This window comes from Methyloferula stellata AR4 (genome assembly GCF_000385335.1).
GTDB classification, from domain to species: domain Bacteria; phylum Pseudomonadota; class Alphaproteobacteria; order Rhizobiales; family Beijerinckiaceae; genus Methyloferula; species Methyloferula stellata.
In genome coordinates this window covers 1,797,459-1,809,240 of the sequence record NZ_ARWA01000001.1, presented here as the reverse complement: position 1 = coordinate 1,809,240, position 11,782 = coordinate 1,797,459, and the positions used below count along the sequence as shown (strand labels likewise).

The window sequence follows — 11,782 nt, the reverse complement described above, 5'->3', positions numbered from 1 at the left end:
AGGCTCGCGGCTGCATTATCCGCTCGTTCTTCGGCGGTGGCTCCGCCAGAGCGGGATGAGCAAAAGTGTGAAGCGGTTTTGCGCTCGCATCCCGCTCTAAGTATTTTGAATCGATCACGTTCATGGTTTTGGATCGATTCGATCCAAAACCATCGTGATCTAAGGCGAGGCGATCGGGGGAAAGAAGGATGATGGCCGCTGAGGCGCTCAACGATACGCCTCGCCATTCGACTTGGCGTGTGGATCTCTCCAACGAGACAGCAACATCGGCTTTGGCGGGCGATGTCGCCTCCTGGCTTCACGCGGGCGACCTTCTCACCCTCTCCGGCGAGCTTGGCGCCGGCAAGACGACCTTTGCCCGCGCCCTCATCCGTCTTTTGACCGGCGATCTCGAGCTTGAAGTGCCGAGCCCGACCTTCACCTTGATGCAAATCTATGAGACGCCGACGCATCCGATCGTGCATGCCGATCTCTTCCGGATCACAAACCCGAGGGACATAGCGGAACTTGGCTGGGACGAAGCGGCCGAAGGCGCGCTCGTCCTCGTCGAATGGCCGGAGCGTGCCGGCGACGTGCTTTCCGCCGACCGGCTGGACATTGCCTTCCATCTCGATTCCGAGCAAAGCGCCACGCAGCGAATCGCGATCCTGACCGGTGTCGGCGCTTTCGCGACCAGGCTCGCGCAGGCCAAAGCCATTCACGAGCTTCTGAATCGCTCGGGCTGGTCCGACGCCGAGCGGCAATTTATGCAGGGCGATGCGTCGACGCGTCTTTATGAGAGGCTCGTCAGGCCCAGCGGCGAGACCGCCATTCTAATGATGTCGCCGCCGCGGCCGGACGGACCGCCGGTGCGTTTCGGCAAGCCCTATAGCGCGATTGCGCGGCTCGCCGAAGACATCAAACCCTTCATCGCCATCGATCGCGGCCTGCGGGCGCTCGGATTCTCGGCGCCGAAAATCTACGATTGCGATCTCAAAGCCGGTCTCGCCTTGCTCGAAGATCTCGGCACGGAGTCGATCGCCGATGCGCAGGGCATGATCATCGAGCGCTATGACGAGGCCATCGCCGCGCTCGCCCATTTGCACAGCCTCAGCCTGCCGCCGGTGATCCCGGTCACGGAAGATGTGGATTATAACATTCCGCCTTACGATCTCGACGCGCTCGCCATCGAAGTCGAGCTGCTAGTCGATTGGTACGTACCGCATATCGCCGGCATCAACCTCGCGTCGGGCGCCAAATCGACTTACATCAATTTGTGGCGGCATGCCTTGAACGAAATCTTCGCAACGCCGGCGAGCTGGACGCTACGCGATTATCATTCGCCGAATATTCTCTGGCTGGCAGACAGACGCGGGACGGCGCGAATCGGCATGCTCGATTTTCAGGATTGCGTCCTGGGTCACCCGGCCTATGACGTCGTCTCGCTCCTGCAGGACGCCAGGACCAATGTGCCGAACGATGCCGAATTGAAACTCCTTGGCCATTATGCGCGGGCGCGCCGCGAGGCCGACCCGGGCTTCGACCTCGGCACCTTTGCCCGCGCCTACGCGCTTTTAGGCGCACAACGGGCGACGAAAATCCTCGGTATTTTCGCAAGGCTCGACAAGCGCGACCACAAACCACAATATCTTTCGCATCTGCCGCGCGTCGAAAATTATCTTGTCAAAAACCTGGCGCATCCTGTCATGGCAGAAGTGAGGGTCTGGTACGAAACCTATCTCCCGCGTCTGCTGAAACCGACTTCATGACGTTTTAAAGCAAGCGATGCCTCATCCCTTCATGCCAAAAAGAGCAATGATCTTCGCCGCCGGTCTCGGCACACGCATGCGGCCGGTGACGGACACTTTGCCGAAGCCGCTCGTTAAAGTCGGCGGCAAACCGCTGATCGACCATATGCTCGACCGATTCGCACAAGCCGGCGTCGAGACAGCCGTCGTCAATGTGCATCATTTCGCCGATCAGATTGTCAGCCATCTTGCGAAACGCACCGCGCCGCACATCGCGATTTCGGACGAGCGCGGCAAGCTCCTCGATCAGGGCGGTGGCATTCGCAAGGCTTTGCCCCTGCTCGGCACGGAGCCGTTTTTTCTGTGCAACACGGATGCCTTCTGGGTCGGCGGCACGCGCGACAATCTCGCGATGATGGCCGAGCATTGGGCGCCCGACAAAATGGACATTCTGTTGCTCGTCGCGGCCTCGGCAGCGAGCATAGGTGTCGATTGGCCGGGCGATTTCACGATGGACCCCGATGCGAGGCTCGAAAGGCGCAAGGAACGCGAGGTCGCGCCTTTCGTCTATGCGGGCGTCGGCATCATCAAGCCCGAGCTTTTCGCTGGGCATGACGAGGATATTTTCCGCCTCGCGCCCTTTTTTTTCGACGCCGCCGAGAAGGGCCGACTCTATGGTCAAAGATTAGACGGGTTTTGGCTGCATGTCGGCACGCCGGAGGCGATTGTCGATGCCGAGCGCTGTCTGCTGCGGGCGGCCATGTGAACGTATTGAGATGACCGTGATCAGGTGAACACGCTCGCAAAAATTCGGCAGGCGTCCCGCCCTGGGGATAAGCCCCAAACCATTGTTTTATAGGGGATTCACGGAATCTGCTTTTTGTTAACGCGCAACCGGACGAAAAGTTCCACCGGCTTTACCTTTTCTTGGTCACAATCCTGTGTCATATGAAAAATAATGACGTTTAAGCAGCAGTTAACCAAGCAGCGCCAATAAGAAAAGGCTTGGCTGGCCCCCGTCCGGACATCGCTACCGCACGGAGAGGTACCTTAAGCTAAGCCATAGGCGCCCTAAAGAAACGGGCTGAGCGGGGCTAATGACATACGAGATCTGCACGCCGCAGGACTATCCCCTTGAGGGTCGCGGCCGTACATTTCGGGAGTTTTCCCGGGCCGTTTCCGGTCCCGCCTGCCTCATCCTCAGCGTATTGCTAGGGTCCAGCTTCCTTTATGTCCGCTTCGCCGCCACTAATGGTAATGGCGATGAGAAAACCGCAGCACCGGCGCAAGTCGCCATGCAGACGGGCGAAGCCGCGCCAGCCGCGCCCCCGAATCCTTACGGCGAGTTGCTCAACCCGACATTTTCTTTGGGCGCGGTGCCGATCCCCTTCGCGCAAAGCGCGCCGCTGAGAGCGGGATTCGACCCGGCACGGACGGCGGAGGCCGCGCGGACGACCGTCGCAGCGACGGAAAAAGTCATAGCTGCCCCCGTTCCGGAGGTTCCGCAGTTCCTTCAAAGCGTTCCAGTGCCGATGCCGCGCCCGTCCGATCTTGTGGCGCAATCCACGACTAATGCGTCGAAGCCTGAAGGCCGCCAGACCGCGCCAAGCAGGACAGCGGCTTGGTCGCCGCAGGCGGCACCCGCCGACACGCGCTCCATCTTCGCTAAACTCTTCGGCATGGGCGACCAGCAGCCCGGCCCGGCGCTTGCCTATGCCAACCCGGAAGACGGCGCCGTGCGTTCTACGCCCGCGGCGCCGAGCGTCGCGGCGCAACCGGCTGGGGCCTATGATCGCTATACGGCCGTCTACGATATCACCGCGCGCACCGTCTATCTGCCGGATGGGCGGAGGCTCGAAGCGCATTCCGGGCTCGGCGACCGCTTGGACAATCCGCGTTACGTGAACGAGCGTATGCGCGGCGCGACGCCGCCGCATGTCTATGATCTCACGCTCCGCGAGTCGCTTTTCCATGGCGTGCAGGCGCTGCGCCTGACGCCCATTGGCGATGGCGACGTCTATGGCCGCGCGGGCCTGCTGGTGCATCGCTATATGCTCGGCCCGAACGGCGATTCAAACGGCTGCGTCTCGGTCAAGGACTATGAGGCCTTTCTGCAGGCCTATCGAAATGGCGAGATCAGGCGTCTCGCCGTCGTCGCCCGCCTGAACTAAGCCGCCCGCTTCATTCCCAAAGGATGCAGGATGATGTCACGCCGCCACGTGGTGGTGCGTGCATCGGCATGGCCAGATTGCAACCTTGGCGAACGAAACACCGTTAACATTAAGTTAAGAAGGACGTTGAACCCACGGGAGACCTGCGCCACAAGCCCGGCACAGATCAATTTAGATCCACGTGATTTCAATGAATTTCAAGCAAGCCGTTTTTATTGGCCTGATGATGGCGAGTTTGGCGAGCGACACTCTTATCGAGCTTGCCGCCGCGGCCGAATATCTCGAATTTCCATTCGGTGGCGGCTTCTGGTCCGGGCAAAGCTCTTATGCTCCACCGGCCGAAGCCTATCCTGCTTTAAAGCCATATGTGCCGCGGCGTGCCGCCGCCAAGCCGCGCCACCCTGTCGTACATAAAGCTCCGCTTGACCGCGCCATTCAAGACGCCGATGCGCCTCCTCATGCGTCGCCATTAGCCGAAGAACTCGCGGCGATGCAAAAGCAGAATCCCGGGGCGCTCGCGATTTTTCTACGCGACGACACACTGAGAAAAAGCGACGCGGTCGTGACGAATACAGGCATTCTCGTCTTCAAGGGCAAGTCTCAAGATCACAGCGCGAAAGATTTTGTTTCGCTTCCCGCCGCGAAGGGCGTGCCGCATCGGACCGAACTGGCCGCGATCCAAAAAGTCTTCGTCCAACATTTCGAAGTCGTACGCGTGGCAAAATTGACGTCGGCGCCCGGCTTCGGAGAAAAACAGGCAGCGCCAAAGCCATTCGAGAGCGTCGAGATCAAAGCGATCAGGCGGATCGCCGGGGTGCCCGCGTTTCAATAGGGGCTAACGCCTACTCGCCGATCAGATGCAGCACAATGTCGCGTCTATGCGGCGCGGCGCGGTGTTCGAAGACATAGATCCCCTGCCAGGTTCCGAGCACCAGGTGATGCGCTTCGACGGGAATTGATAGTTGAACCTGCGTCAGCGCAGCCCTGATATGCGCCGGCATGTCGTCCAGCCCTTCGGTATCATGCACATAAAGGCCTTTGCCTTCCGGTGCTATGCGCTCGAAAAATGTGAGAAGATCCTCCCGCACATCTGGATCGGCGTTTTCCTGCACAAGCAGCGACGCGGACGTGTGCCGGCAATAGAGCGTCAAAAGCCCGGTCTCGACCTTTTGCTTTGCTAACCAGCGATTGACCTCAGAGGTGATCTCGGTGAGGCCGTTGCCCTTCGTCTCGACCAAGACATGATGCATGGCTTGAAGCATAGGCATACCTTTTGCCGTCATGCTAAACCTTCGGCAGAGCCTCGTGCATGACACCGTCGATCTGACGCGCGGCTTCTCCCGCCGGCGCATGGGCGCCGAAATGATTCCAGAAAAACGGCGTGCCCGCCTTGGCGCATTGATCGCGCAGATCGCGCGCCCAATCCTCTTGGCAAACCTTGACGTCTTTTCCAAATTCGCCGCCGCCGACGATCCAATCGAGCGTCGCGCCTGACGCACCTTCGCCCGGCAGCCAGGCGCCCACTTTAAGATCGACCTTATCGAGCAAAGGTTCCGCCGCCACCCAACGCACCGCGGCGGGGGTTTCGAGCAAAAGCGGAATGCGGCGGTCGGCTTCTTTCTGGTTCTCGGCCGTGACGCCGAGCCAGACATTCCGCAGCGGCCATTGATCGATCTTACGCGACGGCTTGATCATCGCAAAATCCGACATGGCGGCTTCGATGCGCGCGGGCGTGCCGGCGTCGGCCATATAATCCTGCATCTGCTTTGGCCGCTTGGTCAGGATCTGGAAAATATGCTGCGGCGCCAGAGCCATGACGGCAAAGACCCGGTCGATCTGTTCCTTCGGCAGGCTTTCGTGAAAGACATCGGCGATCGAATTGACGAAAATCCGCTTCGGCTCCGTCCAAGTCAAAGGCTGTGGCAGCTTATCGCCCTGAACCTCGACTTTGCCGGTCCAGCCGACGCCCGCTTCGGCATAGCCGTGGCCCCATTGGCCGGGCGCTGCATTTTCCGCCGTTGTCGTCTCGGCGTAGCAATGTTTACAGGCAAGGCTTTTGCGTGTGCAGCCGTAGATCGGATTCCACGTGGCTTCGGTCCATTCGATCTTGACATCCATGGGGCAAGCCTCCTGTTTCGCTCAATTCCGCCGTGCCTCCGGTAGCCGGAGACATCTAAAACACCACCAAATCAAGCCAAAAGGCCTGACGCATGAGTGAACTGACCGAAAATGAAATGAAACTTCTGCGCGCGATCCTCACAAATGAGGCCCACGACGCACCGCTCGGCGAGGAACGGATCGGCAGCTCCGTCTGGTGTGAAAGCATTAATGAGGCCAAGGAGCCGACCGGAATCAAGGACGGAAAAATCCTGTCCGCCATCGTCTCGCTGCTCAGCCAGAAGAAGCTCGTCGTCACCGACGGCGAGACCATCGAACTCACAAAGGCAGGCTATGACGCCGCCATGAAGGGCTGAAGACGGCGCCGGGTTCGCGAATGCCCGTTCTATGATTGGAACCGGCCCCATTCATGATTTTGGATCGATTCGATCCAAAATTATCGCGATCTAATGCGCGTGATCGTGGTCGTGATCATCGTGCGCATGGTCATCATGGTCGTCATGGCCGTGATCATCGTGGTCATGATCATGATCTTCTTTTTTGACTTTCGGCTTGATCAGCGTCTTCGCCAGAAAGGCCTCGCAGCCCATCACGCCGTCATCATCGATCATACGGCCTGTGCCTTTGCGCGACATGCTCTTGACGGGTACGTCGAGCGCCTTCAAAGCCTCTTTTGTTTTGGTCATCGCATCGAGCGGGGCGATGGGATCGGCATCGCCGTGAACCAGCAAGATTTGCGGCTTCGACGTGATCTCCGCAGCCGTTACATCGCTCGCGCTATAGGTGGCTGAAAAGGCGACGACGCTGCCCATGGCTTTGCGCCGATGCAGGCTAACATACAACGCCAAGTCGGCGCCTTGCGCGAAGCCGACCAAAGCCAAATGGCCGTCTTGAAGGTGGCGCTTCATCAGCATTTCGTCCAGAAATGTGTTGAGCGACACCGCTGCTTCTTTGATCCCGGCCTCGATCTCGTCCGGACTTTTGCCTTCGGTCTCGAACCATTTGGCGTGGCCCGCCGTCTTGCCGGGCAGCGGCGCCTCGGCCAGAAGAAAATCGGCCTTCAACATCGTCGGCTGCCAATTGATCGCGACGTCGATCAGTTTCGCATCGGCCGCGCCCGGCTCGTCGAGCAGCACGACGAGATAGACGGGCTTGCCACAGGACATGGCCGCGAGGCAGGGACCTTCTTTGATTTCCATGCTCGTCTCCTCTCGAAACGCGGCTGCGGAACGGATGCTTAGCTTATCACACCGCGGCTGTGCTCATAATTTCTGGTACTTGCGATGGCACCTTTGGCCGAGGCCGGTCAAAACCTCATAGCCGCTAATGCCGGCCGCTGCCGCGAAGTCATCGATCGTGATCGAAGGCCCGATCAGTTCAACGATGTCACCACGTTCGACATAGCCGGAATCGCTCGTGTCCACCGCCACCAGATCCATGCCGACCCCGCCTATATAGGGGCAGCGTTTGCCTTGCGAGATGACTGCGCCGCCCGAGCCCGATCTGGTGAGGCTTTGCGGAATGCCGTCAGCGAAGCCGGCGCTGATCGTCGAGATGCGGCGCGGCCCGCGCGCGACCCAGCCTTGATCCTCGCCGACGCGTTCGCCGGGCTCGAGAATCCGCACCTGGATCACTTGCGCTTCGAGCCGCACGACCGGTTTCATCGGGTTCGGCCGTCCCGGCACCGGATTGCCGCCATAGAGCGCATAGCCTGGCCGGACCAGGTCATAGAGCGGATTGGCCTCCAAGAAGATCGCGCCGGAATGCGCAATCGAGGCGGGCACGTTCGGCAATTTCGCCCGCATGATCTCGAACTTCTCGATCTGCTTCGTGATCGTCGCCTCATGCTTGGCATGAGCGAGCTGCGTCATGATCAGCCGAATGTCGAAGAGATGCGAAAGATGAATGCCATGTTCGAGATCATAGGGCTTGAGGCCGAGCTGGTTGAGGCCGGTTTCGAACCGGAAGGCCGCGGGCAATAGGCCGCCTTCTGCCGTGCGCCGCCCGGTGACGGCACAATATTGGCCCCAATCCTCGATTTCCGGCACCGAGCAGAGCACCGGCGCCAGATTGAAATCGGCATAGAGCGGCGCCGTGTCGGGACGCATGCCGTTCAGCACATAGATCGCGGCATCGGGTGCGATGGCGCGGGCCGCACGCCCCTCGAAAGCATGGGCGACGAAGAAGGTCTTGCAGCCCGCCTCGTAAAGCGCCGTGACGACCGGCTTCAGCCCGAGCCCATAGGCATCGGCCTTAACCACGGCGCCGCATTCGGCCTCGCCGCAGATCAGCCGCAAGGTCTGCCAATTGGCGACGATCGCCGAGAGATCGACGGTCAGGATCGTACCGGCTTCGCTTGGGGTGACTTCCGTTGTGACGTCCATTCTTGTCCACTATTTAGGCCCAGCGGGGCGCCCTTCCCTCCGACAGAGCAAAAACTCTGCCGCGGCGGCCGGCGAGCCTATTCGGCCGGCGCGCCCTCCGGTTCCTGCCGCGTCACACGGCTATGCTTGCAGCTATAGAAAAAATAGATCACGAGCCCGATCACAAGCCATATGGCAAGCCTGATCCATGTATCGCTCGGCAGGCCCAGCATCAGGAAAACCGCCGATGCGGCGCCGAGCGGCGCCACCACGAAGACCAGGGGGGTCTTGAACGGGCGAGGAAGATCCGGCTGCATGATGCGAAGCGCCAGCACCCCGCAGCAGACGATCGCAAAGGCGAATAAAGTCCCGATTGAGACGAGTTCTCCCACGAGCCCGATTGGCAGGATGCCGGCGAGCGCTGCTACGATCACGCCCATGAGAATCGTCGTGACATAGGGCGTCCGGAACTTCGGATGGATGCGGCTGGCGATTTCCGGCAGCAATCCATCTTTCGACATCGTGAAGAAGATCCGCGACTGGCCGAGCAGCAGCACGAGAATGACCGAGCTCAGGCCCAAAATCGCGCCGAGCTTGATCAGCGGCGCGAGCCATGTGAGCCCGATGGCATCGACGCCGAAAGCGATCGGGTCCGGCACGTTCAACTGGTCATAGGGAACGATGCCGGTGATGACGAAGCTGACGAGCACGTAGAGCACGGTGCAGATCGCGAGCGACCCCATGATGCCGATCGGAATGTCGCGCTGCGGATTATGCGCCTCCTGCGCGGCCGTCGAGACCGCGTCGAAACCGATATAGGAAAAGAACACCACGGCGGCGCCGCGCACGAGGCCGCTGAAGCCGAATTGTCCTGGCCCCAGGTTCGGCGGAAAGAATGAACCCTCCGGATTGGCTGCCGTCACCCAATTCGAGGTTTTGACGAACCAGATGCCCGCGATGATGAACAAGACGACGATCGATAGTTTGATGAGGACGAAAAGGTTGTTCACCTTGGCGGATTCGCGAATGCCGATGACGAGCAGAGTCGAGATGAGCGCGATGATGAACATGGCCGGAAGATTGAGAATCGCGCCGCTCCACGACCATGCGCTTGTCGCCGGATCGAAGACGAGGGCCGCCTGCGTATAGGCGTCCGGGATATGAATCCCGATGCCCTTTAAAAAGCTTGTCACATAGCCGGACCAGCCGATGGCGACCGTCGTCGCGCCGAAGGCATATTCGAGGATGAGATCCCAGCCGATGATCCAGGCGATGAATTCGCCCATTGTCGCATAGGCATAGGTATAGGCGCTGCCGGCAATCGGCACGGTCGAGGCCATTTCCGCGTAGCACAAGCCGGCAAGCGCGCAGACTATCGCCGACAGGACGAAAGACAGCGGGATTGCAGGCCCGGCATAGGATGCGGCCGCATGACCCGTGAGCACGAAAATACCGGCGCCGATAATGCCGCCGATGCCGAGCGAGATCAGGCTTGTCAGAGATAGCGAGCGGCGCAGGTTTAGCCCCTCGGTCGCCGCAAATTCGCCGTCGGGCGCATTGGCTTCGGCCTGCAAATGAGCAATGGACTTGCGTACCCAGAGATTTTTCATGCGTTGCGCCCCGCTATGGCTTGCTCTCGCCGGCAGCACAGCTTAGCCGCCACCCGCCCCATTCTTCGGATTAACGGAACTTCACCGGCGAAAAGCAAGGTTCGCCAAGTGCAAAACGCGTTTGATAGCGTAAAATGAAGGGGTTTTACGTTGCGAATGAAAGAATCGCTCATTTCTTTTGCAGGTGCAGGTCGAGCCTCCGTGATCGCGGATCGCTCGTGCTTTGCCGCCGCGTAGCTGTATAATGCGGCACCGTGGCTCGGAGGCGCCCATCACGTGATCTTCATGCGATCGATTCTTTTCAATCTGCTCTTCTATGTTCAGCTCATCGTTCTTTTGGTCGGTGGCTCGCCCTGCCTTATCTTCGGACGGCACGCGGTTCAAAATATCGCCCGGCTTTGGGCCCGCAATTCGATCTGGCTTCTCGATAAAATTTGCGGCGCGAAACTCGAATTCCGCGGTGTCGAACATCTGCCCCAGGGCGCCTGCATCATCGCCTCCAAACATCAGTCGTTTCTGGAAACATTTTCGCTGACGACCCAGGCGCCGGATTTTTCCTTCGTGCTGAAGCGCGAATTGATGGTGATTCCGTTCTTCGGCTGGTATCTGAAGCGCGGCGGATTGATCGGGATCGATCGCTCCAAACGCGGCACGGCGCTGACGCAACTCACCCCGCAGGTTCGCGCGCTTCTCGCGCAGGACCGGCAATTCATCATCTTTCCCGAAGGCACGCGCCGCCCCGTCGGAGCACCGCCGCATTATAAGTCCGGCGTCGCGCATCTTTATCTGGAAACCGGCGCGATCTGCATCCCCGTTGCCTTGAACACCGGCCTCTTCTGGCCGCGCCGCAGTTTCTGGCGGCGGCCGGGCCGGATCGTGATCGAATTTCTCGAACCGATTCCGCCGGGCTTCGATAAAGAAACCTTCATGCGGCTGCTTCAGACCAGGATCGAAACAGCCACCGACAGACTTGTGGCGGAAGCCTGTCTCGAAGAGCCGGCGCTGCGTGCGGCCATGCCGGCGGGCCAGAGCATTTCGCCAGCCTAGCGCCTTTTTCGCTTGACGATTCGCGCAAATGTTCTATCTTTGTTCCCAGATCACGACATCACAGTCTAGGAACAAAAGGACGGGCGCCATGCGAACGATCGATCCCTTTTTCGCGCCCGGTCTTTGGGGTGGCGCCCCGATGCCACCCCAATCCCCAACGATGACGGCGGGACGGCTCTCCAGTCCCCAGCGACGGCCTGCCGTCATCGCCCCTTTGCTCGCTCATGCACCGCTCGCATCTCTGACGGGCAGTGTGCTGGGGCCGCGTTTTCATGCCTGGTATGGCCGCTCGAGACGCCGCACGATCTGCTCCGTCTATCTTGTGCGCGACGACGAGGCGAAGGGCTTGCCGGATTTTGCCGACGGAATCGTCATCGCCGCAAGGCGAGACGCTGCTGGGCTTCGCGCGCTGGCGGTTTTCGCGCTTGGCGATTCAGAAGACAGGCGCGCATGGGTCGAGGAAGCGATCTCGGCCGGCGCGATGGAATGGCATGTCCATCTTCTGGCGGAAGATGACAAAGAACGGCGTGCCCTGTTGCAGGATCTTGGAGGCTAGAGCATCGGACCGAAAAGTGTGAAGCGGACCTGATCCCGGCTTTTGCCGAGATCAGTTTTCAAGTGATCAAATCGGACAGGTCCGATTTGATTGGACCAATCCGATGCGATTAAAAAACTAAAGGGCCCCGGATGCTCCGATACGAGCGTCCGCCGCTCTAGGGCGCGGCCACGGTCCATTAACTATTCCA

Annotated in this window: 12 protein-coding genes; 7 read left to right on the top strand and 5 right to left on the bottom strand. The window is 59.9% G+C overall.

Annotation, left to right across the window (positions count from 1 at the left end; translation table 11 throughout):
- Positions 1-188 precede the first annotated feature (188 nt).
- The 4 genes from tsaE (at position 189) to A3OQ_RS0108860 (ending at position 4,730) form a co-directional block, all read left to right on the top strand.
- Positions 189-1,748 carry a tRNA (adenosine(37)-N6)-threonylcarbamoyltransferase complex ATPase subunit type 1 TsaE gene (gene tsaE, locus A3OQ_RS0108875; protein WP_020175030.1) on the top strand — a complete coding sequence of 520 codons (1,560 nt, stop codon included), beginning with the start codon at positions 189-191 and terminating at the stop codon, positions 1,746-1,748.
- A 31-nt stretch (positions 1,749-1,779) separates the two neighbouring features.
- Positions 1,780-2,493, top strand: coding sequence for a nucleotidyltransferase family protein (locus tag A3OQ_RS0108870; RefSeq protein WP_244427121.1), 714 nt, complete (start codon positions 1,780-1,782; stop codon positions 2,491-2,493).
- Between the two features lie 331 nt (positions 2,494-2,824).
- A complete protein-coding gene (locus A3OQ_RS23515) occupies positions 2,825-3,898 on the top strand; it encodes a DUF2778 domain-containing protein (protein WP_244427120.1) in 1,074 nt (357 codons plus the stop codon).
- A 190-nt stretch (positions 3,899-4,088) separates the two neighbouring features.
- Entirely contained in the window at positions 4,089-4,730 is a 642-nt protein-coding gene (locus tag A3OQ_RS0108860; RefSeq protein ID WP_020175027.1) for a hypothetical protein, read from the top strand.
- Positions 4,731-4,740: 10 nt separating this feature from the next.
- On the opposite strand, the gene A3OQ_RS0108855 is transcribed toward A3OQ_RS0108860, so the two are convergent.
- Both A3OQ_RS0108855 and A3OQ_RS0108850 read right to left on the bottom strand, forming a co-directional pair.
- On the bottom strand, positions 4,741-5,160 hold the full coding sequence (locus A3OQ_RS0108855; protein WP_020175026.1) for a secondary thiamine-phosphate synthase enzyme YjbQ: 420 nt from the start codon (positions 5,158-5,160) through the stop codon (positions 4,741-4,743).
- Positions 5,161-5,182: 22 nt separating this feature from the next.
- Positions 5,183-6,016 carry a phage Gp37/Gp68 family protein gene (locus A3OQ_RS0108850; protein ID WP_020175025.1) on the bottom strand — a complete coding sequence of 278 codons (834 nt, stop codon included), beginning with the start codon at positions 6,014-6,016 and terminating at the stop codon, positions 5,183-5,185.
- Between the two features lie 92 nt (positions 6,017-6,108).
- Between A3OQ_RS0108850 and A3OQ_RS0108845 the strand changes: the two genes are divergently transcribed.
- On the top strand, positions 6,109-6,372 hold the full coding sequence (locus A3OQ_RS0108845; protein ID WP_020175024.1) for a hypothetical protein: 264 nt from the start codon (positions 6,109-6,111) through the stop codon (positions 6,370-6,372).
- 90 nt (positions 6,373-6,462) lie between these two features.
- On the opposite strand, the gene A3OQ_RS0108840 is transcribed toward A3OQ_RS0108845, so the two are convergent.
- The 3 genes from A3OQ_RS0108840 to A3OQ_RS0108830 form a co-directional block, all read right to left on the bottom strand.
- A complete protein-coding gene (locus A3OQ_RS0108840) occupies positions 6,463-7,215 on the bottom strand; it encodes an alpha/beta hydrolase (RefSeq protein ID WP_020175023.1) in 753 nt (250 codons plus the stop codon).
- Between the two features lie 63 nt (positions 7,216-7,278).
- Complete coding sequence (gene alr, locus A3OQ_RS0108835) at positions 7,279-8,400, bottom strand: alanine racemase (RefSeq protein ID WP_020175022.1); 1,122 nt, start codon at positions 8,398-8,400, stop codon at positions 7,279-7,281.
- Between the two features lie 77 nt (positions 8,401-8,477).
- Positions 8,478-9,989 carry an amino acid permease gene (locus A3OQ_RS0108830; protein WP_020175021.1) on the bottom strand — a complete coding sequence of 504 codons (1,512 nt, stop codon included), beginning with the start codon at positions 9,987-9,989 and terminating at the stop codon, positions 8,478-8,480.
- A 276-nt stretch (positions 9,990-10,265) separates the two neighbouring features.
- Between A3OQ_RS0108830 and A3OQ_RS0108825 the strand changes: the two genes are divergently transcribed.
- Together A3OQ_RS0108825 and A3OQ_RS23510 are read left to right on the top strand one after the other, a co-directional pair.
- Positions 10,266-11,036 (top strand): lysophospholipid acyltransferase family protein, encoded by a 771-nt coding sequence (locus A3OQ_RS0108825; protein ID WP_020175020.1) that lies wholly within the window; start codon positions 10,266-10,268, stop codon positions 11,034-11,036.
- A gap of 88 nt (positions 11,037-11,124) precedes the next feature.
- On the top strand, positions 11,125-11,592 hold the full coding sequence (locus A3OQ_RS23510; RefSeq protein ID WP_020175019.1) for a hypothetical protein: 468 nt from the start codon (positions 11,125-11,127) through the stop codon (positions 11,590-11,592).
- Positions 11,593-11,782: the final 190 nt, after the last annotated feature.